Origin of the sequence: Microbacterium sp. (assembly GCF_052099035.1) — a bacterium.
Classification (GTDB): Bacteria; Actinomycetota; Actinomycetes; order Actinomycetales; family Microbacteriaceae; genus Microbacterium.
Window position 1 is genome coordinate 15,896 of record NZ_JBQDSX010000027.1, and the last position, 25,625, is coordinate 41,520.

The window sequence follows — 25,625 nt, forward strand, 5'->3', positions numbered from 1 at the left end:
GGCGGGCGGGTTTGGGTGGGGGGGGGGGGGGGGACAGCCGCGGCCTTGCGGTGTCCGGGGGGGGGGGGGGGGCCGCTCCCCCCCACCACCCACCGCATGGGTTTTCCTATTCGGCGGCCACGTGCTGACGCCGGCGCGCCAGCAGCAGAACCGCTCCGGCGAGGAGCAGCAGCAGGGCCGCTCCCCCTGCCATCAGGGGCAGCTCTGCGCCGGTGGTGGCGAGGCCGCCGGCGGAGTCGGAGCCTTCGCCGGCGGAGTCGGAGCCCGCACCCCCACCAGTGCTTCCGCCCTGACCGTCGCCCTCGTCATCGCCGTCTCCGGCCGGAGCCGCCGGCAGTGAGACGGCGACGGAGCCGATCAGCTCGCCGTTCGCCGAGACGAACGACAGACGGTGGTCGCCGAAGGCATCGGCCGGGGCCGTCACGACGATCTGACCGTCACGGACGAGGTACCAGCCCAGGAACTGCGGGGCGGAGTGCAGGTGCACGCCCACCCAGGTGTTCTCGAACTCTTCCGGCACCTCGATGGTGATGGCCCGTCCATCGACACCGACGATCTCGAAGCCGCCCTCGTCCTCATCGCCGATCGACGGTGCGGCCGGCGGCTCGGTGGGCTGGGTCGGACGCACATCCAGCGCAGCGACGTCGGTGGTGACCTCGCCGAACACGTTGGACACCACCGCACGGTACTGCGCACCGTGTGCCGAGACCGCGACAGCGGGAACCGTCAGTACGGTGCCGGTGGCACCGTCGATGTCGGTCCACTGCTCGCCGAGACCCGTCTGCCACTGAATCCGCGGCGTCGGAGATCCCGTGACGCCGACCTCGAACGCGGCATCCTGACCCTCGGTGACCGAGGCGCCAGTCGGCTGCGCCGACACGACAGGGGCCGTGCCAGCGGTGAACGACACCGAAATCGGCTTGACCGCCTTGTTGACGTCGGCCGATGAGCCCGACTCATGGAAGAACGAACGGATGCCGGAGTACAGCAGCGAGGTGAACTCGTTCGGGAACGAGCCCGTACGATCGTTCGCCCAGGTGCCGGATGCCGACTGCCCCTCCCAGATGGGAGTGACCGTGAACGATTCCGCACCATCAGCCGCCGTGACATCCGCCCCCGTGAAGGTGGCGATCGTCACGCGCTGGGGCGCGTAGTCGAACTCGGCGAGGCCTTCCATGCGGAAGAAACCGCTGAACTCGGCGGTGATGTAGCCATCGCCGTTCGCGTCCATGAGCACCTGCGGATCGGTGAAGTCCCACCGGCTCGCGTCGCCCGAGCTCACCCGAGCGGTGGCGGTGAAGTCGATCACCGCGTTGCCCTGAGCGTCACGGTGTCCCGTGCCGTTCGTGAATGCGAAGGCGCGGTTCGAGTCGGCCTCCAGCGAGCCCTGATCACCCGGAACGGTCACGTCGCCCGAGACCGCCTCCTTGCCGAAGGAGTAGCCGAAGCTGCTCCAGTAGTTCGCGATCGTCCACTCCAGGTCGGCAGCGGTGATCTGCTCGACCGCTTCACCCACCTCGATGTCGTCGATCACGCGCTCACGGTCCACGATGCGGAACGTCTGTGCGGCCGAGGTGGAGCCCTCGTACAGCACCGCATCCTCCGGTGTGAACACAGCCGTCACGGCGTTCGATCCGCCGATGAGATCATCGGTCACGATCGTGGCGACGCCGTCGATGATCTCGGCGGTGCCGAGACCGACGGTGCCTGCGAAGAACTCCACGTGACCTGCGACGACAGGGGAGACGGTGGCCGAGACGGTCACATCCTCACCGGCGAAGTCGGTCGAGAAGTCGCCGCTGGGCTGCGCCCCGACCGAGACGGCCGTAGCCGCCGCCGGAGCGAACTCCACGTCGTAGGCGATCTCATTCGCCGCCTGCACGACGCCGCTTGCTCCCACCGAGTAGACGGCGAGGCGGTAGTCACCGGTCGCCGGCTTCTTGGCGAGCACATCCGCGTAAGCGATCTCATCGAAGTCGAACGCGAACGATGCGCGTCCGTTCGGTGCGACCGTCCACTCCACGTATCCGTCACCGGTCGGCTGGGTGCCCTGCACCCACTTCGTCGTCACCGCGACACGGGAAGCAGAGCCCGCACCCTCCGACGGCTTCCAGCCATCAGCAGAGATCCAGCCCAGCGAGACGTACGAGCCCGACGGGGCATCCGGCGCACCGGGATAGGCCGCCTTGGCTGTCGCCTCGAAGCTCGATCCGGTCACCGAGATGACGGCACCCGCGCGGTCAAGACCGGTCAGGGGCTCGATCGTCAGCGCGGGGGCGGCGATCTCAGCACTCGAGTATGCGAGCGAGATCGCTCGGCCGGCCTTGGTCGAATCCGACGAGGACCCGGACTGCAGGAAGAAGGAGCGGATGCCGGAGTTCAGCATCACGAGCGCCTCATTGGCGAACGTGCCGCCGGTGAACTCGCCCATCCAGGAACCTGCGGCGAACTGGCCTTCGAACAGCGGCGCCACCTCGAATGAGGTCACTCCGTCCGCCGTGGTCGCTTCGGTGCCGGTGAAGGTCGAGACCACCACGCGAGCCGGCCCCTCGAGGATGTCCTCGCCGCCGAGCAGTGAAGCGAGGTACTCCGTCGTGAGTTCGGCGGTGATGTACCCCGATCCGTCCGCGCTCGTGCGCACCTCGGGGTCGACGAACGTCCACTGGTTCATCGTTCCGCTGTTCACCAGCACCGCGCCCTCGAAGGACACGACCGAGTTGCCCGCGGCATCGGTCGTACCGACGCCACCGGAGAAGATGAACTCCTGCTGGGCACGATCGATGGCCGTGGCGCCTTCGGGGAGTTCGCTGAGCTCCACGTCGCCGGAGATGACCGACTTGCCGGGCCCGGAACCGAAGCTGATGAAGTTCGCAATGCTCCAGTTCAGCGTCGCATCCGCGATCTCGGCCGTCGCGGCTCCGACGGCGATCTCACCGACAGCAGGCGCGAGGTCCACGAAGCGGAAGGTGCTCGCCGCCGAAGTGGATGCTTCGAAGCCCGCTTCATCGGCGGGAGTGAAGACCGCGGTGAGGCTCTGGGCGCCGGCGACCACGTCGCTCGTCTTCAGCGTCGCAGCGCCATCTGTGACCGTCTGCTCTCCGAGGCTCGTCTCGCCGCGGAAGAACTCCACGGTTCCCTCGGCTTCCGACGGATCGACCGCGGCGGAGAGCTCGACCTCATCGCCGACGAGGGCGACAGCGGCCGTGTTCTGCGCGCCGATCGACGTCGTGGTCGGCGTCGCGGGTACGGCGGGCTCTGCGAAGGAGACCGCCGTGTAGGCCTCGTTGGCCGCGTTGATGGCACCGTGCGCACCGAAGCTGAACACGCCGCACTCGTACTCGAGGCAGTTGAGCGTGTCACCGAAGAAGCTCGGCAGGCTGCTTCCGGGAACCGTCAGCGTGGCCGTCCACGTGCCGTCGGAGTTCATCTCAGCATCGGCGACGTCACCGTCGCTGGTGCCCTGGTTCGCCACGAAGACCGGTGAGCCGTAGGTGTAGTCGCCCATACCCACAGGTCCGCTCGATCCGCCCTTGCTGCGGCGCCACTCCTCATTGCTGTCGGCGTTCTTCTTCGTGCCGAAGCCGACGTAGATGCCGCCGCTGCCGGTTCCCGGTGCGACGACGGGACCGGGATTGAACCCGTAGCCTTCGAGCGTGAGACTGACGGAGTCCGAGCCGTCGATCTCCTCACCGGGGGTGACGACGATGTACGCGCTGGTGCCCTCGAGCGGCGTGCCGACGGCGGAGCCGTCGGGATACTCGGGAGCGGTCGCCTCGACGGTGAGCGTCGCGGCATCCGATGCGACATCCGTCGCCGCATCGTTGCTCGCAAGCGCACGGTACTGGCGTCCGTCATCCGCGGTGCTGACGTTCTCGACGGTCAGCTCCGACGCGGTGGCGTCGGCGATGTCCGCCCACTCGTCATCGGCGATGCGGGTCTGCCACTGCAGCGTCGGCGCGGGCTCTCCCGCGACGGCGACGGCGAACGACGCACTCTCGCCTTCGGCGACCGAGGTGTCGGAGGGGTGCGTCGTGAACGACGGTGCGACAGCGGGCACGTCCTCGGCGAAGGTCACCGGGGTGAAGACCTCTGTGCCGGCGCTCATCTGCCCGTGCGCACCCATGGTGATGACACCGCACTGCTGCTCGAAGCAATCGATCTCGGCACCGGCCTGCGAGGTGAACCTCGCGCCGGGAATGGTGAGCGTCGTGGTCCAGTCGCCGTCGGCATCCATGAAGCCGAGCCCCGGTTCGGTGGTGTTGCCCGGGTAGTTGATCAACGACTGGTAGGTGCCCGCACCCGCCGCGTAATCGTAGTTGGTGCCGCTCAGGCCCCTCTTACTCGGCGCCCAGCTACCGGGATCGGCACCGTCCTTCGGCGTCACGACGCCGAACAGCAGATATGCGCCGCCGAAGGATGCACCGAAATCGTTGCTGGTGGCGTATCCCTCCCCGGTGAGAGTCAGGACGGTGTCGCCCTCGGCGTTCACGTCCTGCCCGGGAGCGACCGTGAGTGTCGGCGTGAGCGTCGCGTGGTTGGTTCCCGTTCCGGTGCTGGAGCCACCAGGAGCGGCGAAGGCCGGAGTGGCGACCAGCCCGCTGAGACCGACCGCTGCAGCGACGCCGAAGGCAGCGGCAGAGCGCAGCCCACGGCGTCTGCCGCGTCGTGTCATCGCAGTTGATGTCATTTCTTCCTCTTGATCTCGTGTGAGCGCCAGGACGCTCGGATATGCCCGTCAAGCGACGGGAGCCTTTCCCGTCAGGCGACGGAAGCCTTTCCCGTCAGGCGACGGAACGGATGGGGGCGCTCGGGGTGCGACGTGCGCGCACGAAGAGCAGCGCTCCGGCGAAGACGCCGAGGCTGAGCAGCAGCACACCGGCGATCAGCGTGGTGCGGCCTTCGGATGCGACAGCCAGCGCATCGAGCCCCGTGGCGGCGGACAGGCCGCTGTTCGCCGCGGCGCTCCCGGCCACATTCGGGTTCTCGACGACTCCGCCGCCGCCACCGCCGACGGGCGAGGTGTTGGGCGGGCGCTCGTCGGTGAAGTAGACCGGCGTGAAGACCTCTACTCCGGCGTTGGCCCTGCCGTGTGCGCCGATGGTGAGGATGCCGCACTGCTGCACGTAGCAGTCGATCTGCGTTCCGTGCGGGGTCTGGAACCGCGACGACTCGATCGGGAAGCCCTTGATCTCCCAGGAGCCGTCCGCGTCCATGAAGGGCAGGCCGGGCCCGGTCGAGTTGCCGGGGTAGTTGACCATGCTCTGGAAGGTTCCGGCGACCGCGCCGTCCTCGGCGTAGGTGAAGTCGATTCCGCTGCGGCCGATCGAACTCTTGCCGCTGTGGGGGCCGGGGCCCCAGTCGTCGCCCGACTCCGGGTTGACCCAGCCGAACAGCACGTATGCTCCGCCCTCGTTGTCTCCATCGCGATCGGTCGCGTAGCCGGTGCCCTTCAGATCGACGGTCTGCCCGCTGTCGGCCAGCGACCAGGCGGGCGTCACCGTCAAGGTCGCGCCGGTGTAGGGGTTGGTGCCGGTGCTGCTGCCATAGGGCTCGCTCTTCTCCTGGTCCCCGTCATCGACACCGGGTGCTGTGCCCCAGGTGAACGGAGCCCAGCCGATGAGCTCCTCCTCCGCGGTGATCGCCGAGAGCTTGTGGTCGCCCTCGGCGAGGCTCGCCGGCAGCGTCGCGGTGACCCGGCCGCCGCTCGGCACCAGGAACCAGTCGATGAACTGCGGGTCGGAATGCACGGACAGGCCCACCCACGTGTTGACCGCTGCCGCGCCGACGAAGACGGTGGCGGTACCGTCGGTGACCGACTGGACTTCGACGCCGCCGCGCGCGCCGTCGACGAGTTCGGAGGCTGTCGGCAGCGCGGAAGGCACGGAAGCCGGTCGCTCCGGGGTCACCGGAGGCACCGTAGTGGGGTCGTCCTCATCTCGGTCCGGCCACCCCGACTCGTCCTGACCGACCAGATACACCGGGGTGTACGCCTCGTTGGCCGGCCGGATCGCGCCGTGCGCACCGAAGCTGAACACACCGCACTGCCGTTCGATGCAGTCGATGACATCGCCGAAGAAGCTCGGGACGTCATGTCCCGGGATCGTCATCTCGATGCTCCAGTGCCCGTCTGCATCCATCACGCCGTCCGCGACATCCGCGTCCGCCGAGTTCTGGTTGCCCACGAAGTGCGGGATGCCGTAGGTGAAATCGCCGCTGTCGACAGGACCGCTGAAGCCTCCCTTGCTGCGCCGCCAGTCCTCGCTGCCGGGGTTCTTCATCGTGCCCAGCCCGACGTAGATGCCTCCCGACCCCGCGCCGGGCGCCGCCGCGGGCCCCGGGTCGAAGTGGAAGCCCTCCACGGTGACCGTGGTCGAACCGTCGGCGGCGATGGCGTATCCGGGCGTGACCCTGATGTACGCCGCGGTGCCGCTGAGCGGGGCACCCGCGCTCACGCCGTACGCGCCGTCGGCATTCCCACCGTCCTCGCCGTCGTCCCCGCCGCCTTCGCCGTCGCCCTCATCGCCGCCGCCCGGATTCTCCGAGCCGGGCTGCGCGAGTGCGAGACTGATCGTGAGCGGATCCGTGTAGTCACCGGGAGGCGCGTAGGTCGGACCGCCGTAGTTCGGCAGGTGATCCCTCCAGGTCGCCTCGCTGAAGGTCCCCTCCCCCGTGACCAGCGACAGCGTCCCGTCCTCCACGCTCAGCGCGTCGGCATCGAGTTCATAGCTCGCGATCGTGAAGTCATCGACCGGCTCCTTGATGTTGTAGCTCTCGAGCAGGTCGACGATGACGTCCGCCGTGCCGTCGGCGACCTCGATGCGCACGTTCTCGAAGTAGAACCAGTCCTCACCGAAGCCGTACATCTCCAGCGATCCCTGGAAGCTCAGCGACGCCGTCCCTGCGGACGGGTCGACGGTGCCTCCGGCGACCACGGGGAACACCGCGCCGGCGGCGCCCTTGGTGTACGTCGCACCGTCGGCGGCGGCGACCCATCCCTCGGTGTGGCCGAAGTTCTCCAGGTAGTTGCGGATGGAATGGCGCACTCCCCAGGTCAGGTCTCCGGATACGACCTCCCACGCGGATGCCTCGGTGCCGGCGTCCGCGGGTGCGGCGAGCGCCGCGCCGGGCGTCTGAACCGACCCGAATGCCGCTGGACCGAAGCCCAGCATTCCGACGGCCAGCGCCCCGACGGTCGCGACGGCGCCGATGCGGCGGCTCCGGGGAGTCGATCTGACGGTTGTCATGCCTGTCCTTCCGTAGGGGTGGAGGTCTCTGCTGCCGCAGAGGAGTCGACGGATGCCATGGCGGCGGAGCGTTCCTTGGCCCGCCGCACGAAGAAGAAGACGATGGCGGCGATGAGCGCGAGGACAGCGACGCCGAGCACGGCGAAGACCACGTAGGTCATGGTCTGATCCTCGGGTTCTGCGACCGGAGCGGCAGCAGTCTCGACCGTCGTCTCGACGGCATCCGCCGTATCGTCGGCGGGCTGCTCGTCCGTCACCGTCTGCTCCTCGGTCCCGGACGCGGGGACGTCCACGATCGTGGCGTCGTCGTCGAAGCTCGGCGCCGCGGAGCCCTGCACGACCTCGCCGCTGCCGGTGACGAAGCTCACCGGGGTGAAGGACTCGTTGTTGGCGTTCCAGGCACCGTGCGCACCGATCGTGATGATCCCGCACATCACCTGCAGGCAGTCGATCTCACTCCCCGTCTGCGCTGCACCGGAATGCGGGTCTCCGAAAGACGCCGCAAAGCGCGCCCCGGGGATCGTCATGGTCGCCGTCCACGTGCCATCGGGTCGGATGACGGCGTTGGCGGATTCGGCGGAGGATCCGCCTTCGAAGGCCGCAAGCAGCTGGGTTCCGGAGGTGGAGGCGTAGCTGAACGTCGAGCCGGACTGCCCGCCCTGACTCGGAGCCCATGCATTCGTACCCGGATCGGACACGGCGCCGAAGAAGATGTACACACCGCCCGGCGCATTGGGCTGGTACTGGAATCCGGATCCCTGCAACGTCACGGTCGTCGACCCGTCGGCGCGGGGATTCTCACTCACGTCGACGCGGGAGGCGGCGTGCGCGGGAGCAGTGCCGGCACCCAGGATCAGCGTCGCCAGAAGCATCACCGCGACCACCATCGCCACCGCACGTGCACGCCGCACGGCTCTGGCTGCGACGCTCCGCGCGGTGCCGGGATACGACAGGATCGTCATCTTCTCTTCTCCTCGAAGGGGGCGGCGCTGGAGGGGCGCTCATCGGCGAAGCGGCGGGGCACGACCAGAAGCGAGCCGTCGTCCTCTTCGATCACTCGGATGGGGTGGCGGTAGACCTCGCTGAGCAGTTCGCTGCGCATCACCTCGGCGGGTGTGCCATAGGCGCGCATCGTGCCGTCGTCGATCATCAGCACCCGGTCGGAGTAGGCGGCAGCCGCGGCCAGATCGTGCAGCACGACCACCACGGCGTTACCTGCTCCCGCATAGGCGCGCGCGAGGGCGAGCACCTGCTCCTGATAGTTCACATCCAGGGCCGCGCTGGGCTCATCGAGCAGCAGCACCCCGGTGCGCTGCGCCATCGCGCGTGCGAGGGCCACTCTGGCGCGTTCGCCACCGGAGAGCGATGTGAAGGTGCGCTCAGCGAAGCGCAGCGTATCGGTGCGCGACAGCTCGGCGGCCACGATGCGGTCGTCCTCCTCCACGGGCACGATGTCGCGCCACGGCGCACGGCCCATCTTGACCACGTCGACGACGCGGAACGGGAAGCTCAGCATGTTCTGCTGCCGCAGCACGGAGCGCCGGATCGCGAGCTCCCGCGACGTCCACTCGGTCAGCTCTCTGCCATCGAGACGGATGGAGCCGTCGTAGCGATAGTCCGCTGACAGCGCAGCGAGCAGCGTGGTCTTGCCGGCGCCGTTGGGTCCGATGATCGCGAGGACCTCACCGGCACGCACCTCGAACGAGATGCCGGTGACGATGTCGTTGCCGCCCAGGGAGACGGAGACGTCCGCGACCTCCAGAACGATCTCACCGCTCTGCGCGGGGCGCGGGCGCGTCGGCGGACGCGTGAGGGCGAGACGCATCACATCCACCCCCCGGTCCTGGTCTTGTTGTTCTTGAGCAGGAAGAAGAAGAACGGGCCGCCGATCAGCGCGGTCAGCATGCCCAGCGGCAGTTCTGCGTAGGGCACCGCGGTGCGCGCGAAAGTGTCGGCGAGCACGAGCAGCAGCGCACCGCCCAGCGCGCTCGCGGGCACCAGCACGCGATGGCCCGGCCCGACGAGCATCCGGATGAGGTGCGGAATCACGAGACCGACGAACCCGATGATCCCCGCGAAGGCGACCGCGGCCGCCGTGAGCACGGACACGATGACGATCGTCCAGATGCGCAGCCGTTCGATGTTGACGCCGAGGTGTCTGGCCGCATCATCGCCGAGGCTCAGCAGGTCGAGCTTCCCGGCGACGAGGATCGCGAGGATGAGGCCGATGATCACGAGCGGCAGCACCGTGGCGACCGAATCCCACAGCGCCCCGGCGAGCGACCCCATCTGCCAGAACACGATCTGCTCGCGCTGGTCCGTCGTGGCGGCGAACGTCATCAGCGCCAGTGCGGCGCCCGCGAACGCATTGACCGCGATACCGGTGAGGATCAGGGTGATCACCTCGGTACGACCGCGAGACCGCGAGATCGAGTACACCACCAGGGCGGTGAAGATGCCGGTGACGAATGCCCCGGCGGGGATGGCGAAAGTGCTGCCCGCCGCGAGCCCCGTGACGATCATCAGGCTCGCGCCCACGGCGGCTCCGGACGAGACGCCGATGACGCTGGGGTCGGCCAGCGGGTTGCCGAACACGCCCTGCATGATCGCTCCGGCGGCCGACAGAGCCGCGCCCACCATCACTGCGAGCGCGATGCGGGGGAAACGCACCTCCCACAGCGCGGCATCCGCATTCATGTGCGTCGCCTCAGCTCCGCACGAGAGCCCCGCCTTGCGGCAGAGCGAGCCGATCACCTCGACGATGGGAATCTGCATCTGCCCCAGCGCGGCCGAGAAGAGCACGGCCGCGACCAGCCCGACGCCGAGCGCGCTGAACAGCACGATGACTCTGCGCCGATTGGGAACCGGCAGCTGCGAGGGATCCGCCTCGTAGTCCAGCACCCTGGGTAGCACGAGCGGTTCCTGCGGCAGCCGGGGTGCGTCCGAGGTCGCGGGCGCCTGTATGGGAGCGGTCATGGGAGCTCGACCTCCGCGAGATCGACGTGATAGATCGACTCGGCGAGCGCCGTGAGCACGTCAGGGGTGCGCGGCCCCCAGGTGAACATCTCGTAGTCGCTCATGTCGACGACGCGTTCACGCTCCCCGGCGGGCGTCTGCGCGACGCCGGGGACATCGAGCAGTCCGTCGACGCCGCCCACCGACTCCAGGCCCAGGGTCAGCATGAGCATCAGGTCGGGTTCGAGCCGCATCAGTCCTTCGGCGGTGAGCGATCCGCTGACCCAGTTCTCCTCGCCGGCGACATCGACGCCTCCGAGCGCGTCGATGAGGACACCGGCGATACCGGGACTTCCATCCGGATCGTTGCCGTACATGTAGTAGACCCCGGCGCGGCCGCGCATGTACAGGAAGACCATGCGCACACGGTCGGCGGTCTCTGTCGGTGCGACCTGCTGGATCCGCGCCAGGGTGTCCTCCAGGCGCTTCTCGAAATCGGCGACGTACTCCTTGCCGAGTTCCGGTGCGCCCAGCGCGGTGGCGACATCGCCGATCAGTCGGCCGATCGAGTCCATGTCGGAGGCCGGCTCGAAGAAGATCACCGGGATCCCGGCGTTGCGCATCTGCATCTGCACGTCGTAGGGACCGACGCTGTAGTCGGTGAGGATGACGGTCGGGTTCAGCTCGAGGATCGACTCGGCGTTGAGCGTGTGGTTGTTCATCACCAGCGGCAGATCCTTCGCGGACTCGAAGCCGGTGGTGAGGTCGCGCCCGACCACGGAGTCACCGAAACCGAGGCCGAACACGACGGAGGCGAGGCTTCCCGTGCCGTCCAGCGCGAGGATGCGGCTCGTGTCGACGACCTCGACGGTGACATCGTCCAGTCCAGTGAAGGACACCGGCAGCTCCGACTGGGGGTCGGTGGTGATCGGAGTGATGTCGTTCGACGCGAGCAGCGCCGTCTCGGGCCCTTCGAAGAATCTGGGGCTCTGCTCCGATGCGTCCGACAGCGCGGCGATATCGGGGTCGTCGCCGAGGATGAGCGAGCATCCGGAAAGCGCAGGCAGCACGAATGCCAGAAGCGCCGCAACGGCCGGGATCACAGTGCGTCGGCGAGGACGTGAAGAGGGGGTGGATGGTCGCACGCAGGGTAGCCTAACCTAATTCACAGCTAACTGCTTAGGTTAGGCTTACTTAAGTTCATCGCCATTAGGTATGCCCGGCGATGGCATTCGACAAGCGACGGAAGACGACGGATCCCCGTGCCCTCACGACGACACCGCGCGCTGCGCGCTCTGCTCGGCAGCACCGCAGCGATAGCTCTCGCACTCACCCTCGGCGCCCCCGCAGCCAACGGGATTCCTCTCACCGGCCCCGCGAACCAGCCCGCGCGAGACGCCGAGATCGCCCCTCAGTTGCAGGCGGCCGTCCTCGGCGCATCCGCACCCGATGGGTCCGGAGCGGGCACTGACGCCGACGCGAGCGACGCGATCGCCTCATCCGATGAGGCGATCGAGATCCTGGTCCTCTTCGAGGACGACGGGGTCGATCCCATCGCACAGGGCGACCCGGAACGCGCAGCATCCGCCCTGCAGGACAGCGCCCGCATCTCCTGGGATGCCGCCCAGCAGGGGCTCGCCGAAATGCAGGAGGACGGTCGCGTCGACATCCTCAACGAGTTCTGGATCACCCGCAGCATCCTCGTCTCGGCCGAACCGTCGCTGGACGTTCTCGATGCGCTCGCCGCGCTTCCCGGTGCGACTCAGGTCGTACCGAACTTCGAAGTCGAACCCCTCACGTCAGAGGAGCCCGTCCCCCTGTCGACGCCTTCGGTGGCGACAGCGGCGCTCGATGAGACCGGGACGCCGGTGACGTACGGACTCGAGAAGATCGGCGCACCGCAGAGCTGGATCGACTTCGCCGCACGCGGTCAGGGTGTGCGCGTCGCGGTGCTCGACACCGGCATCGATGCGAGCCATCCTGATCTCTCCGGCCGCATCGTGGGCGCAGGGCTGGGCGATCCGACTTTTCCGGGCGGATGGATCAGCTTCGATCGCACCGGCTCGCCGATCGCCAGTCGTCCATCCGACCCCGGATCGCACGGCACGCACGTCGCGGGGACCGTGCTCGGCGGGAGCGCCTCCGGCACTCGAATCGGGGTCGCGCCCGACGCAGAGCTCATGGCCGCCAACGTCCTCAGCGGCAGCGGCGGCGGCAGCATCGCGAAGATCCTCGCCGGGATGCAGTGGGCGATGCAGCCCTTCGACGCGTACGGCAACCCGGCCGGGCGCGCGGCCGATGTGGTGAACATGTCATTGGGCTCATCCGGCTACAGCGAGATCTTCATCCCGCTCGTGCGCAATCTCCGTCAGGCCGGCATCTTCCCGGCGATCGCGATCGGCAACGCACCGTGCGGCCCGACAGGCACCTCCGGACCCGGAGACATCTACGAGGCCTTCGGGGTGGGCATGACGAACGCCGCCGACGAGGTCGACCCCGGCTCGTGCGGCGGCGTCACCGAGTGGCCTGCGCAGATCGGCGACAAGTACGACTGGCCGCAGAACTTCGTCAAGCCGGATGCCTCCGCCCCCGGCACCGCAGTCTTCTCCGCCATGCCGAACGGCCGTTGGGGCGAATCCACCGGGACCTCGATGGCAACGCCGCACGTGGCCGGCGCCGTCGCACTGATCCGCTCCGCGCAGGGCGGTCTCTCGGTTGATCAGATCGCCGAGGCGCTGGAGAGCACCGCGTGGCATCCGGACGGCGCGAGTGCACCGGACACCGGATACGGACACGGACGCATCGACGTGCACGCCGCGATCGCCGCCGTACTCGGCCAATCCGGCGTGAACGGCACGGTGACCGATGCCGCGACGGGCGCCGCCGTCCCCGGCGCGACGATCAGCTTCGACGACCGCGGCGAGACCTGGACCACGGACGAACAGGGCCGCTTCACGGCCCGTCTCGCCCCCGGGACGTACACGTTCACGGCAGAGCGCTTCGGATATGCGGCCCTCGTCAGCGCACCGATCACGATCGACGAGAGCGGTTTCGTGCGCATCGATCTGGCCATGACGCCGATCACGGTCGGGTCCATTGGCGGCATCGTGGTCGATGCGCTCGAGGGCACACCCATCGTCGGAGCATCCGTGCAGGTCGTCGGCCAGGAGCTCACCGCGACGACGGGCGCGGACGGCGGCTACCGGATCGCCGATCTGCCGGTCGGCTCGTACCGGATTCGGGTGTCGGCCCCCGGATACGCCGATGCGGTCTCGGCGGATGCCGAGGTGCGCGCAGCGCTGCAGACGACGGTGAACTACCGCCTCGCCGAGCTCCAGCAGGTGCTCGTCCTCGGAGACAACGGCGCCCGCACAGCGGAGCTGCTCAATCAGAACGGCTACGCCGCGACCAGCGCACCCTCGCTTCCGGATGACCTCGAGGTGTCTGACTACGACGTGCTGGTGTGGGATGCTCCGCCCAGCATGTCGGACGAGCAGTTGCGCGATGCGATCGATCGCGCCGATGCCGGAGGCGTCGGCATGGTCTGGCTGGATCAGGGCTCAACAGCCGACAGCGGCATCGCACAGCTGCAGCGCGCCACCGGGAATCCGGCCGTACGATCCGGCGCGAACGACCGCTCACTCCTCTCCACCGGATATCGCGTGCTCGCCGACCACGAGATCTTCGCCGGCGGGGAGCTCAGTTCAGAGGCTTTCGCCACGGGTGACGTGATCGGTCAGAACACCGTCGCGGGCGGCCCGAAGTACTACGCCTGGTTCGAAGATCTCACTGGCGAAGGCGTGCAGGTGCTCGCCGAGACGGTGACGGTCGCGGCATCCGGAACCGCCGAGGACGCCGACGTGACAACAGCCGTGGGATCGGGGATCGCGGTGGTCCAGCGGGCAGGCAGCCGTCACGTCCTGCTCGCGCTGCACGGGTCCTCGCCCGCGGTGGACGTGCGCACCTGGTCGCTGGCAAGCACCCAGGTGTTCATGAATGCGGTGACTTGGACCGCCCCCGAGCACGCTCAGGCGCCCGCTCCGGAGATCATCGTTCCCGAGCCCCCGGTGATCGAACCGGGCAAGCCCGGTGGTGGCGGCTCTGCCACGCCGCGCCCGTCACCGGCCGAGCCCACCCCCGCACCGGCGCTCGCCCCGGCGCCGGCGGCGCAGGATCCGGCCAGTCGCGCGCCGGCCACGCAGATCGCACCGAAGCCGAACACCGTTCCGGATCCGCCGTTCGCATCGGCGGAATCGTTGACCGCGGCGAACCGCGGCAGCATCACGGCCAGAATCGAATCCGGCATCGCGCACGTGGTCATTCCGGATGCCGAACCCGGTGAATGGTTCTTTCTGCATGTGTACCCGTCGAAGACGCCGATCGACTGGATCCGCGTGAACGACGACGGCGAGCTGCTGATCGACATCGCACGCCTGCAGGGCGGAACGTACGCCTTCGCGTTCACCGATGCCGAGGGGGAGTTCGCCGGCTGGGTCGAGATCGTCATCGCGGCCGGCGCCGCCGCAGCCCAGGAGGCACCGGTGTCGAACACGGAGGAGGACGAGATCACGGTCGCATCGATCAGCACTCCTGGCTTATCGCTCAGCCCCGTCGAGCAGCTGATGCTTCTCGGTGCCGGACTCCTCATCCTCGCCGCCGCCGCACTGGTACTGCTGAGCGCGAAACGTCGACCGGGAGCGGTGTCATGACGCAAGCGACGGCGGGACGTCGGCGCCGTGTCCCCCTGGTGTGGCTGATCTTCACCACGATCCTGGTGCTCGGCGGCATCGGGCTGATCGGCGGCGGCATCTGGCAGACGATGGCGGCGACGCCTCCGGCGCATCCTGTACCCGAGCGGGTGGTCACCGCGAGCATGGCGGAACAGGCCACGCCTGTTCCTGCCGGCGAACCCCACACGGTGCGCATCCCGGTGATCCAGTTCGAGGCCGATGTCGATTCGCTCTCGCTCGAGGGCTCCACGGTCATAAACCCGCCGACATTCGATCGTGCGTACTGGCTGAGCGAGTACGGGATGCCGGGATCGGATGCCGATGGCACGGTGTACCTGTCGGGCCACAGCTCCGCCGCCGGCACCGCGGTGTTCGATCCGCTGATCGATCGGGCCGATACGCGCAGCGCCCTGGAGATCGGCGACGAGATCCTCGTCGACACCGAGAACGGCACGGTGGTGTACCTGATTCAGGCCCTGGAACGTCATCCCAAGACCGAGCTCGCCGACATCGAAAACCTTTGGACGCCCTCACCCGGGCGGCTCGTGATCGTCACCTGCTATTACGACGGGACCGCCGGCACCGCCCCGGACAACTTCGTGGTGTACGCCCGACTCGCGCCCGAGTCAGGGGCGTAGCGGCAGCAGGCCCTCCAGGTCGGCGCGCGTGCCGGATGCCTGCACGCGGCCGGCGGCGACGGCATCCGCCCATTCCTCCTCGCCGGTGGCAAGGGCGATCCAGGTCGCAGCATCCATCTCGATCACGTTCGGCGGCGTGCCGCGGGTATGGCGCGGGCCCTGCACGACCTGCACCGCGCCGAAGGGCGGTACGCGTACCTCGACGCTGTTCCCGGGCGCCTTCTCATCGAGCAGCTGCAGCAGGTACCGCACCGCCGTCGCGAGCGAGGCCCGTGCGGGCTTCTCGCCTGTCGAGATCGCGGTGCGGATGGCATCCAGCGCCCCACGTCCGTCCGCAGTGTCGATCTTGCGAGCCATCTGCTCAGCCTACGACGCACTCCCAGCAGCGGCGTAGGCTCGAGGGGTGAGCGAGAGCCAGCATGCGCAGGGCGCCCGCGCCCAGCTGCTGCGGGCGGTACGGTCGGGCGATTGGGATCCCACGGTGCTGCCGCAGCTGGACGGCACTGTTCCGGCCAGGCGGTCGGCAGTATTGATCCTGTTCGGTGTGCTCGACAGCATCCCGGCACCCACGATCGATGCGGTCGTCGCGAAGGATCTCGACGTGCTGCTGCAGCGCCGCGCCTCGACACTCTCCTCGCACCCCGGGCAGGTGTCCTTCCCCGGCGGCGGGCGCGATCCAGAGGATCGCGACTTCGTCGACACGGCCCTGCGCGAGGCCGAAGAAGAGACCGGGCTGGACCCGAGCGGGGTCGAGATCCTCGCCACGCTGCCGGATCTGCCGCTGGCCGCCAGCAACCATCTGGTCGCACCAGTGCTCGGGTGGTGGACGAAGCCGTCCAAGGTCGCAGCCGTCGATCATGCCGAGACCGTCGAGGTCTTCCGGGTTCCGGTGGCGCAGCTGCTGGACCCCGCGACGCGCTACACGTCGACCATCACGCGCGGGCGAGACACATTCAAGGGTCCGGCGTTCGACGTCGACGGCACGATCGTGTGGGGCTTCACCGCGATGGTGCTGGACCGATTGTTCGACGCGTGCGGGTGGACCGTGCCGTGGGACCGGACCGATGAGCGGCCAGTGACGGTCTGACCTCGCGCGGAGGGCTCGGTAGTCTGGAGGGGTGAAGATCCTCGTCCTCGGTTCCGGTGCCCGTGAGCACGCGATCATCCTTGCCCTTGCGGCCGAAGAGGCCGAGCACGAGTTGTTCGCCTCCCCCGGCAACGCCGGCATCGCAGAAGATGCGACGCTCGCGACCGTCGATCAGCTCGACGGCGGTGCGGTCGCCGCCTTCGCGAACGAGAATTCCATCGACCTCGTCGTGATCGGCCCCGAGGCACCGCTCGTCGCCGGCGTCGCCGATGAGCTGCGCGAGCGCGGCATCCCCGTGTTCGGTCCGGGCAGGGCCGCCGCCCAGTTGGAGGGGTCGAAGGCCTTCGCGAAGCGGGTGATGGATGCGGCGTCCGTGCCGACCGGACGCGCTGTGCGCGCGGCATCCGAGTCCGAGGTCGAGGCCGCGTTCGATGACCTGGGCGCCCCGTACGTCGTCAAGGCCGACGGCCTGGCGGCGGGCAAGGGCGTCATCGTCACCTCCGACCGAGCAGAGGCGCTCGCTCACGCCGTGCACTATCTTCCGTCGGGCCCGGTGCTCGTCGAGGAGTTCCTCTCCGGCCCCGAGGTCTCGCTGTTCTTCCTCTCCGACGGCGACACCGTGCGCGCGCTCAGCCCCGCGCAGGACTTCAAGCGCGCTTTCGACGGAGATGCCGGCCCCAACACCGGCGGCATGGGCGCGTACTCGCCGCTGCCCTGGCTGGCCGAGCGCTTCGGCAGCGAGCAGGAGTTCGTCGAGCTCGTGACCGAGCAGGTCGCACTCCCGGTGATCCGTCAGATGGATGCCGAGGGCACCCCGTTCATCGGCCTGCTGTACGCCGGGCTCATCCTCACCGACGCCGGCGTGAAGGTCATCGAGTTCAACGCGCGCTTCGGCGACCCCGAGACCCAGATCGTGCTGCCGCGGCTGCGCACCCCGCTCTCAGAACTGCTGCTGGCCGCCGCTTCGGGTCATCTCGAGGACGAGCCCCAGCCGGAGTTCGCGGACGACGTCGCCCTCACCGTCGTGCTCGCCAGCGAGGGATACCCTGAGGCGCCGCAGACCGGCCGTCAGATCGGCGGACTCGCGGATGCCGCGAGCGTCGAGGGCGTACGGATCGTCCACGCGGCGACGGCGGGTCCGGATGCTCCCGGCGGAGACCCGGTGGCAACCGGCGGCCGGGTGCTCAACGTCGTCTCGGTCGGCGCGGACTTCGCGACCGCCCGCGCACAGGCGTATGACGCGATCGGCCGGATCAGCCTGGACGGCGCGCACTTCCGCCGCGACATCGCCGCCGGCGTCGCGGAGTAGCGCGCGGGTTCAGCCCGTGAGCCCGAAGCTCTGCGGAAGGACCTCCGGGCTCAGCGCGTACTCCACGGCGAGCATGCTCGCACCTCGCACTGCGGCCTCCCCGGCGGTGACGGACTGCACGATCGCGAGATGCTCGGTGGCCAGCGGCATCGACCGCGTGTAGACGACCTCTCGCACACCGGCGATGAGGTGCTCGCCCACGCGCGCCATGGCCCCGCCGATCGAGATCACCGACGGGTTCAGCAGACTCACGGATGCCGTGAGCACCTCTCCCAGGTCGCGGCCGGCCTGCCGTACCGCCTGGATCGCTTCCAGGCTCCCGCCCTTGACCAGTTCGACGACGTCGTTGCCGTCCTTCGCCTCGATGCCGCGCGCGGCGAGGGACCGGGCGATGGCTGGTCCGGAGGCCAGCGCCTCCAGGCATCCGGTATTGCCGCAGTGGCAGGGCACATCGGCGGCGCGCGCAACGCGCACGTGCCCGAAGTCGCCCGCGATCCCCTGCGCCCCGCGCAGCAGCCTGCCATCCGAGATGATGCCTGCTCCGATGCCGGTGGCGACCTTCACGAAGATGAGGTGATCGGTCGTCGGCCAGGCGACGGCGCGCTCGCCCAAAGCGGAGATGTTGACGTCGTTGTCGACGAGCACGGGCACCTGCAGGTGCTGCTGCACCCAGCCCGGAACGTCGAAGCCGTCCCAGCCTGGCATGATCGGCGGCTTCGCCGGTCGTCCGGTCGAGTACTCCACAGGCCCCGGCACGCCGACGCCGATCGCCGCGACCTGATCATGATCGAGCCCAGCCTGGATGATCAGCTCGTTCACGGTGTCGACCATCCAGGTCAGCACCGGCTCAGGCCCCAGCGACACCGCCATGCTGGCGGTGCGCTCGGCGAGGATGGTGCCGGCGAGATCGGTGACTGCGACCGTGGTGTGCGAGGCGCCGATGTCGGCGGCCACGACCACCTTCGCAGCCGGGTTCAGCGCGAACTGCGACGGTGGGCGTCCGCCTGTCGAGGCGGCATCGGCGACGGGGGCGACCAGCCCCATGCGCATGAGCTCGTCCACGCGCGCCGCCACGGTCGATCGGGCAAGGCCGGATGACTTCGCCAGCTCCGCACGCGTGCGGGGTGCGCCGTCCCGCAGCAGCTGGAAGAGCTGGCCGACGCCGACCGCACTGAGATTACTTGCCATTCCCACCCTGCACTTCTCGTGAACGACCCGCTTGGCCAGGCCCGCACTTCATCGACGCACTAGAGGCGATCGATTCAGCACTTCTGCGTCGAATCGAAGTCTACGCGGGAGGCGCCTGCCGCCCCGCCGGGCGCAGGCGGCCCTGCTTAGCGCGTCCGACCGCGAACCGCTGCTGCAGCAGCACGGCGATGACGATGATCGCGCCCTTCGCGATCGCCTGCAGCGACGACGACATGTTGTTCTGCACGAAGACGTTGTTCAGCGTCGCGAAGATGAGCACGCCGAACACGGTTCCGGTGATGGTTCCCCGCCCGCCGATCAGCAGGGTTCCGCCCACGACCACCGCGGCGATCGCATCCAGCTCGTAGAGGTTGCCGTGCGTCGAGGTTCCCGCGTTGGTGCGCCCGAGAATCATCACCGCGGCGATGCCAGCGGTCAGGCCGCAGAGCGCGTACAGCCACATGATGTGCTGCTTCACTTTGATGCCGGCCAGGCGCGCGGCCTCGCGGTTGCCTCCGATCGCGACCGTGCGACGACCGAAGGTCGTACGGTTCAGCAGCAGCCAGCCTGCGACGGCGACGGCTGCGAAGATCCAGATGAGAATGTCGACACCGAGAAGGTCGACATTCATCGCCTTGAGGAAGTCCCGGTCCGAGACGACGAGCGTGCGGTTGTTGGCCAGCACTTCAGCAAGCCCTCGGGCCCCAACCATCATGGCGAGGGTCGCCATGAATGCCGCGACCTTGCCGTAGGCGATGATCACCCCGTTGATGAGCCCCGCGCCGACGCCGACAAGCAGCGCGACGACGACCGTGACGATCCAGTGCGACGATTTGGCGATGTCCTGAATGGCGGTGAGGGAACCGACGACGGATGCCAGTGCCAGCACTGCGCCGACGGACAGGTCGATGCCGCCGGAGATGATGACGAAGGTCATCCCGATGCTGATCACGCCGATGATCGACGCCTGTCGCAGGATCACCAGCGCATTGCCGAAGTTGAAGAAGTTGTCGAAGGCGGTGATCATGCCGACGGCGAGGATCGCCAGCAGCGCGAGCACGAGGCCGAGGTTGCGTGCTGCGGCACCGGAGAACAGCGACTTCAGCGGCGACGACGCCCTCTGCTCGGGGGCGGTGGTCTGGGTCTGCTCGCTCACGCGGCGGTTCCTTTCATGACGAGGTCGAGAACACCTGGCTCATCGATCTCGGAGGCGGGAAGAGAGGTAAGCACGCGCCCGTCGCCGACGACGAGCACGGTGTCGGCGAGACCGAGGACTTCCTCGATCTCGCTCGAGATGATGACGATCGCATGGCCGTCCGCGGCCAGATTGCGGATCAGTGCGTAGATCTCTGCGCGGGCGCCGACATCGACGCCTCGGGTGGGCTCGTCCAGCAACAGGATGCGACTGCCGTGCACGAGCCAGCGCGAGAGCAGGATCTTCTGCTGATTGCCGCCGGAGAGAGTACCGGCCGGCAACTCGGGATCGGCAGGTCGCAGCTCCATCGCCGCGATCTGGTCGCGGGCGATCCTGCGCTCGGCCCGTTCGTCGAGCCAGCCGGCCTTCGCCTCGCGGCTGAACGACGAGAGGGTGATGTTGCGGAAGATCGGCTCGCCGAGGACGAGCCCCTGCGACTTGCGCTCCTCCGGGCTGAGCCCGAGCCCCGCACGGACGGCGGCCGGCACTGATCCGCGCGGCAGCGGCTTGCCCTCCACGCTCACTCTTCCCGAGGTCGCGGGGCGCGCTCCGTAGATGGTCTCGACGATCTCGGAGCGCCCTGATCCGACGAGCCCGGCGAGCCCGATGATCTCGCCGGCCCGCACCGTGAACGAGACGTTCTCGAAGACGCCCTCCAGGCTGAGGTCGTCGACCTCGAGAAGCACGGGGGCATCTGCGGGGATCGGCACAGGAGCCGGGAAGACGTTCTCGACGATCCGGCCCGTCATGTGCTTGATAAGCGTCTGCGTGGGGGTCTCGGCGACAAGGAGGTTGCTGGCCGTGCTCGCGCCGTCCTTGAGGACGGTGATCCGGTCGCCGATCGTGCGGATCTCCTCCAGCCGGTGAGTGATGTAGATCACTGCGATCCCCTGGGCGGTGAGCTCCTTCACGATATGGAAGAGATTGCGCACCTCTTCAGAATCCAGCACCGCAGAGGGCTCATCCATCACGATCAACTTGATGTCGTGCGAGAGCGCCCTGGCCATGCTCACGATCTGCTTCTCGGCGGCGCTGAGCGTACTGACCTCGGTGTGCGGTGACATCGACTCGTGACCGAGCCGCTTCAGCAGAGCTCGCGTCTGAGCGGTCGTCTCACTGCGACGACTGAACCCCGCCCTGGAGAGCTCGTGACCGAGAAAGATGTTCTCGGCAACGGTCAGATCGTCGACGACGTCGAGCTCCTGGTACATCGTGGCGATGCCGAGGTCGATGGCCGCCTGCGGGTCGCCGATCGTCACGACCTCACCGTTCCAGCGGATCTCGCCCGAATCGGGCTGATGCACACCGGCGAGAGTCTTGATGAGCGTGGACTTTCCCGCACCGTTCTGACCGAGCAGGCAGTGGACCTCCCCCGGGTGGACTTCCAGATCCACGCCGCGCAGCGCACGGACGGCGCCGAAGGTCTTCTCCACCCCGCGCATCTCGAGTAATGACGAGGCCTGGTCATCTTTGATCACAGGAGTGAACATAACATGCCGAATTCGCGAATGCGAGAGGTAACAGCTCCGCCTCGACAGCGAGCACGACCCGCCTGGCATCCTTCGACTCCCGCACGATCAAGGGAGATGTGCTCCTTTCGTGACTTTTGATTATTTGTCGACGAAAGCTGGCTAATCTGTGACGCCTTCTGTTAGCTTGAGGCTGACAGTGCTGGTGCGCCACCGACTCCGATCCCGATCGCAATGGCCCGCATCGCACCCATCTGCATCACATTTCAAGGAGGAAAGACATGCACGGCATGCGCACCCGCGGGTTCCGCCCGCTGATCGCAGGAGCGGCAGCACTGTTCGCCGTCACCCTGCTGGCCGGTTGCACCAGCGACGGCACCGAGTCCGAAGGAGACTCCGGCAACCAGGGCACCACCAGCGAAGAGAACACGGCGTCGGGCGACACCGTCGTCATCGGCTGGTCGGGTCCCGAGGCCGACCACGGCTGGCTCGGCGCGATCAACACCGGCGCCATCAACGCCGCAGAGGGCTTCGACGACGTCGAGCTGCGTCAGGCGGAGGGCACCAACGACGCCAACCAGCAGATCGCCGCGGTCGAGCAGTTCATCAACGAGGACGTGGATGCCATCGTGCTCCTGCCGACCGATGGCGCAGCTCTCACCCAGGTCGCTCAGAAGGCGATGGATGCCGGCATCCCCGTCATCAACGTCGACCGTGAGTTCTCGAGCACGTTCGCGTCTCGCGCGACGGTCCTCGGCGACAACTACGGCATGGGCGTCAGCGCCGGCACCTACATCTGCGAGCAGCTCGACGGCCAGAGCGATGCGATCGTCGGCGAGATCGCCGGCATCGACTCGCTGCCGCTGACGCAGGATCGTTCGGAGGGCTTCGCGGATGCACTCGACGCCTGCGGCCTCGAGGTCGGCCCGCGTGTCGCGGCGGACTTCACCGTCGCCGGTGGCGAGACCGCAGCATCCCAGCTGCTCTCGGCGAACCCCGAGATCGACGCGATCTGGAACCACGACGACGACCAGGGCGTCGGCGTGCTGGCCGCGATCGAAGCAGCGGGTCGCGACGAGTTCTTCCTCGTCGGCGGCGCCGGCAGCATCAACATGATGGACCGCATCGAGGCCGACGACAGCGTCATCAAGGCGACCGTCATCTACCCGTCCACGCAGGCCGCCGATGGCATCGCCCTAGCGCGACTGATCGCTCAGGACAAGACGATGAGCGACCTGATCACCCCGAGCGTGCCATACCGGGTCGTGCTGGATGCGCCCGTGGTCACCAAGGACAACGTCGCGGACTTCATGGATCTCGCGTTCGAGTCCTGACCCTCGACTGCGGGGCGAGCGCCTCGGTGCTCGCCCCGCCTGTTCTATCCGCACTGTTCCAATCCGCACCGTTCCGGGGAGTAGAAGATGACAACCGAGCTGCGAGTGGCCCTGATCGGCCACGGATTCATGGGAGCGGCGCACTCCGTCGGCTGGCGGCAGGCGCCCGCCGCGTTCGACCTCCCCCTCACCCCGCGGATGACTGTGCTGGTCGGCCGGGATGCTGAGAAGACTGCCGCTGCCGCCCGCGCGTGGGGGTGGGACGAGACCTCCACAGACTGGCGCGAGGTCATCGCTCGCGACGACATCGACCTGATCGACATCGTCACCCCCGGGGACTCGCACGCCGAGATCGCGATCGCGGCCCTGGCTGCGGGCAAACACGTGCTGTGCGAGAAGCCGCTCGCGAACTCGGTCGAAGAGGCCGAGGCGATGGAGCAGGCTGCGCAGGATGCTGCGGCACGCGGCATCCGCGCCATGGTGGGCTTCACCTATCGTCGCGTGCCCGCCGTGACCCTCATGCGCGACATGATCGCCGCCGGCCGGGTCGGCACGATCCGCCAGGTGCGCGCGAGCTACCGGCAGGACTGGCTGGCCGACCCCGAGTCGCCGATGACCTGGCGGCTCGACAAGGACCGCGCCGGCTCCGGCGCGCTGGGCGACATCGGCGCGCACATCGTCGACATGACGCAGTTCGTCACCGGGCAGGCGCTGACCCAGGTTTCGGGCGTGATGGAGACGCTCGTCGAGGAACGGCCCGTGCTGGCTGAGGCGGTCGGCCTCGGCGGCACCGCCGGCACGGACAAAGGCACCGTCACGGTCGATGACGTCGCACTGTTCACCGCCCGCCTCGAGTCCGGCACCCTCGCGACGTTCGAGGCCACCCGTTTCGCGACCGGGCGCAAGAACGCCCTCGACCTCGAGATCTCCGGCGACGCCGGTTCGCTGCACTGGAACCTCGAAGACATGAACGTGCTCGACTTCTACGACGCCACCCGCCCCGCGGCAGAGCAGGGCTTCGCCCGCATCCTGGTCACCGAGCCCGAGCATCCATACCTCTCCGGCTGGTGGCCGGCCGGGCATATGCTCGGCTACGAGCACGGCTTCTCGCACCAGGTGAAGGATCTCACCGAGGCGATCGCGGCGGGTGCTCATCCGCAGCCGACGTTCGCCGACGGCCTGCGGGTGCAGCGCGTGCTCGACGCCGTCGAGCGCAGTGCGCACGATGGTTCGGACTGGACGAGCGTCTGAAGACGCCACGACGAAACGCAAGAGAAAGAGGACGATGATGTCACGACCGATCACTCTGTTCACCGGCCAGTGGGCCGACCTGCCCTTCGAAGAGGTCTGTCGTCTCGCCGGCGAGTGGGGCTATGACGGCCTCGAGGTCGCCTGCTGGGGCGACCACCTCGATCCGTGGCGGTGGGACGATGATGCTTACGTGCAGAATCGACTCGACATCCTCGAGCGCAACGGACTAAAGGTCTGGACGATCTCCAACCATCTCAAAGGTCAGGTCGTCTGCGATGACCCGATCGATCAACGCCATCGCAACATGCTGTCCGATCAGATGTGGGGCGATGGGGACCCGGAGGGGGTTCGCCGGCGGGCTGCGGAGGAAGTCAAGAACACCGCCCGCCTGGCGGCAAAACTCGGAGTCAAGACGGTGACCGGATTCACCGGCTCATCGATCTGGAAGTACGTCGCGATGTTCCCGCCCGCCACCGATGAGATGGTGGATGCCGGATACCAGGACTTCGCGGACCGCTGGAACCCGATCCTCGATGTGTTCGATGAGGTCGGCGTGCGCTTCGCGCACGAGGTGCACCCGTCCGAGATCGCCTACGACTACTGGACCACCAAACGCACCCTCGAGGCCATCGGACACCGTGAGGCGTTCGGCCTCAACTGGGACCCCTCGCACATGGTGTGGCAGGACATCGATCCCGTCGCGTTCCTCTGGGACTTCCAGGACCGGATCTACCACGTGCACTGCAAGGACACCAAGAAGCGCCTGGGCAACGGACGCAACGGACGGCTCTCATCGCACCTGCCCTGGGCGGACCCGCGGCGCGGTTGGGACTTCATCTCCACCGGCCACGGCGACGTGCCATGGGAGGACGCATTCCGGATGCTGAATGCCATCGGCTACGGCGGACCGCTGTCGGTCGAATGGGAGGATGCCGGAATGGACCGCCTCGTAGGCGCCCCCGAAGCACTCGAGTTCGTGCGGAAGCTGTCGACGTACAAGCCCGCGGACTCCGCGTTCGACTCGGCCTTCGCCACGCGCTGAGCTGGCGCGCTGCTCTTCACTGCTGTTCGCGCCCGTCGCGCTGCTGTTCCCGCCCGTCGCGCTGCTGTCCGCTGCCCGCACTGCTGTTCGCGCCCGTCGCGCTGCTGTTCGCTGCCCGCGCTGCTGTTACTTCTGCTGTGATGTCTCAGGAGATAGGTGACGGTTCTGTATCAGGACATCGGT

17 protein-coding genes are annotated in these 25,625 nt (G+C 68.1%); 7 read left to right on the plus strand and 10 right to left on the minus strand.

Translation table 11 applies throughout. The features are described 5' to 3' along the window. Positions 1–106: 106 nt before the first annotated feature. The 6 genes from ACTIAO_RS09995 to ACTIAO_RS10020 form a co-directional block, all read right to left on the minus strand. Positions 107–4,687 carry an Ig-like domain repeat protein gene (locus tag ACTIAO_RS09995; RefSeq protein WP_441890293.1) on the minus strand — a complete coding sequence of 1,527 codons (4,581 nt, stop codon included), beginning with the start codon at positions 4,685–4,687 and terminating at the stop codon, positions 107–109. Positions 4,688–4,781: 94 nt separating this feature from the next. Further along, positions 4,782–7,244, minus strand: coding sequence for an HtaA domain-containing protein (locus ACTIAO_RS10000; RefSeq protein WP_441890291.1), 2,463 nt, complete (start codon positions 7,242–7,244; stop codon positions 4,782–4,784). Continuing rightward, positions 7,241–8,206, minus strand: a complete 966-nt coding sequence (locus ACTIAO_RS10005) for a hypothetical protein (RefSeq protein ID WP_441890289.1) — start codon at positions 8,204–8,206, stop codon at positions 7,241–7,243. Before ACTIAO_RS10005 ends, ACTIAO_RS10000 begins: the two co-directional genes overlap by 4 nt. Continuing rightward, the gene (locus ACTIAO_RS10010; RefSeq protein WP_441890369.1) at positions 8,203–9,069 is read right to left on the minus strand and encodes a heme ABC transporter ATP-binding protein; all 867 of its coding nucleotides are present in this window, start codon (positions 9,067–9,069) and stop codon (positions 8,203–8,205) included. The genes ACTIAO_RS10005 and ACTIAO_RS10010 overlap by 4 nt, the downstream gene beginning before the upstream one ends. Further along, the gene (locus ACTIAO_RS10015) at positions 9,069–10,220 is read right to left on the minus strand and encodes a FecCD family ABC transporter permease (protein WP_441890287.1); all 1,152 of its coding nucleotides are present in this window, start codon (positions 10,218–10,220) and stop codon (positions 9,069–9,071) included. Before ACTIAO_RS10015 ends, ACTIAO_RS10010 begins: the two co-directional genes overlap by 1 nt. Further along, positions 10,217–11,344: a heme/hemin ABC transporter substrate-binding protein gene (locus tag ACTIAO_RS10020; RefSeq protein WP_441890285.1), complete on the minus strand. Its 1,128-nt coding sequence runs from the start codon at positions 11,342–11,344 to the stop codon at positions 10,217–10,219. The genes ACTIAO_RS10015 and ACTIAO_RS10020 overlap by 4 nt, the downstream gene beginning before the upstream one ends. A 117-nt stretch (positions 11,345–11,461) precedes the next feature. Between ACTIAO_RS10020 and ACTIAO_RS10025 the strand changes: the two genes are divergently transcribed. Both ACTIAO_RS10025 and ACTIAO_RS10030 read left to right on the plus strand, forming a co-directional pair. Beyond that, the gene (locus ACTIAO_RS10025) at positions 11,462–14,908 is read left to right on the plus strand and encodes a S8 family serine peptidase (RefSeq protein ID WP_441890283.1); all 3,447 of its coding nucleotides are present in this window, start codon (positions 11,462–11,464) and stop codon (positions 14,906–14,908) included. Continuing rightward, complete coding sequence (locus ACTIAO_RS10030) at positions 14,905–15,567, plus strand: class F sortase (RefSeq protein ID WP_441906132.1); 663 nt, start codon at positions 14,905–14,907, stop codon at positions 15,565–15,567. The genes ACTIAO_RS10025 and ACTIAO_RS10030 overlap by 4 nt, the downstream gene beginning before the upstream one ends. Here ACTIAO_RS10030 and ACTIAO_RS10035 read toward each other — a convergent pair. Then, positions 15,556–15,924, minus strand: coding sequence for a sterol carrier family protein (locus ACTIAO_RS10035; protein WP_441890280.1), 369 nt, complete (start codon positions 15,922–15,924; stop codon positions 15,556–15,558). The genes ACTIAO_RS10030 and ACTIAO_RS10035 overlap by 12 nt on opposite strands. Before the next feature lie 46 nt (positions 15,925–15,970). Here ACTIAO_RS10035 and ACTIAO_RS10040 point away from each other — a divergent pair, with 46 nt between their 5' ends. Continuing rightward, a complete protein-coding gene (locus tag ACTIAO_RS10040) occupies positions 15,971–16,654 on the plus strand; it encodes an NUDIX hydrolase (protein WP_441890278.1) in 684 nt (227 codons plus the stop codon). A gap of 31 nt (positions 16,655–16,685) precedes the next feature. Further along, positions 16,686–17,963, plus strand: a complete 1,278-nt coding sequence (purD, locus tag ACTIAO_RS10045; protein WP_441906133.1) for a phosphoribosylamine--glycine ligase — start codon at positions 16,686–16,688, stop codon at positions 17,961–17,963. A gap of 9 nt (positions 17,964–17,972) precedes the next feature. Here purD and ACTIAO_RS10050 read toward each other — a convergent pair whose 3' ends face one another. From ACTIAO_RS10050 to ACTIAO_RS10060, 3 genes are all read right to left on the minus strand, one after another. Continuing rightward, the gene (locus ACTIAO_RS10050; RefSeq protein ID WP_441890274.1) at positions 17,973–19,151 is read right to left on the minus strand and encodes an ROK family transcriptional regulator; all 1,179 of its coding nucleotides are present in this window, start codon (positions 19,149–19,151) and stop codon (positions 17,973–17,975) included. Between the two features lie 100 nt (positions 19,152–19,251). Further along, entirely contained in the window at positions 19,252–20,307 is a 1,056-nt protein-coding gene (locus ACTIAO_RS10055; RefSeq protein WP_441890272.1) for an ABC transporter permease, read from the minus strand. Beyond that, positions 20,304–21,788, minus strand: coding sequence for a sugar ABC transporter ATP-binding protein (locus ACTIAO_RS10060; RefSeq protein WP_441890367.1), 1,485 nt, complete (start codon positions 21,786–21,788; stop codon positions 20,304–20,306). The genes ACTIAO_RS10055 and ACTIAO_RS10060 overlap by 4 nt, the downstream gene beginning before the upstream one ends. Positions 21,789–22,096: 308 nt before the next feature. On the opposite strand from ACTIAO_RS10060, the gene ACTIAO_RS10065 reads away from it, so the two are divergent. From ACTIAO_RS10065 to ACTIAO_RS10075, 3 genes are all read left to right on the plus strand, one after another. Further along, the gene (locus tag ACTIAO_RS10065; protein ID WP_441890270.1) at positions 22,097–23,149 is read left to right on the plus strand and encodes a substrate-binding domain-containing protein; all 1,053 of its coding nucleotides are present in this window, start codon (positions 22,097–22,099) and stop codon (positions 23,147–23,149) included. Positions 23,150–23,236: 87 nt separating this feature from the next. After that, the gene (locus ACTIAO_RS10070) at positions 23,237–24,400 is read left to right on the plus strand and encodes a Gfo/Idh/MocA family protein (RefSeq protein WP_441906134.1); all 1,164 of its coding nucleotides are present in this window, start codon (positions 23,237–23,239) and stop codon (positions 24,398–24,400) included. 37 nt (positions 24,401–24,437) lie between these two features. Next, positions 24,438–25,442 (plus strand): sugar phosphate isomerase/epimerase family protein, encoded by a 1,005-nt coding sequence (locus ACTIAO_RS10075; RefSeq protein ID WP_441906135.1) that lies wholly within the window; start codon positions 24,438–24,440, stop codon positions 25,440–25,442. The last annotated feature ends 183 nt before the right edge of the window (positions 25,443–25,625 follow it).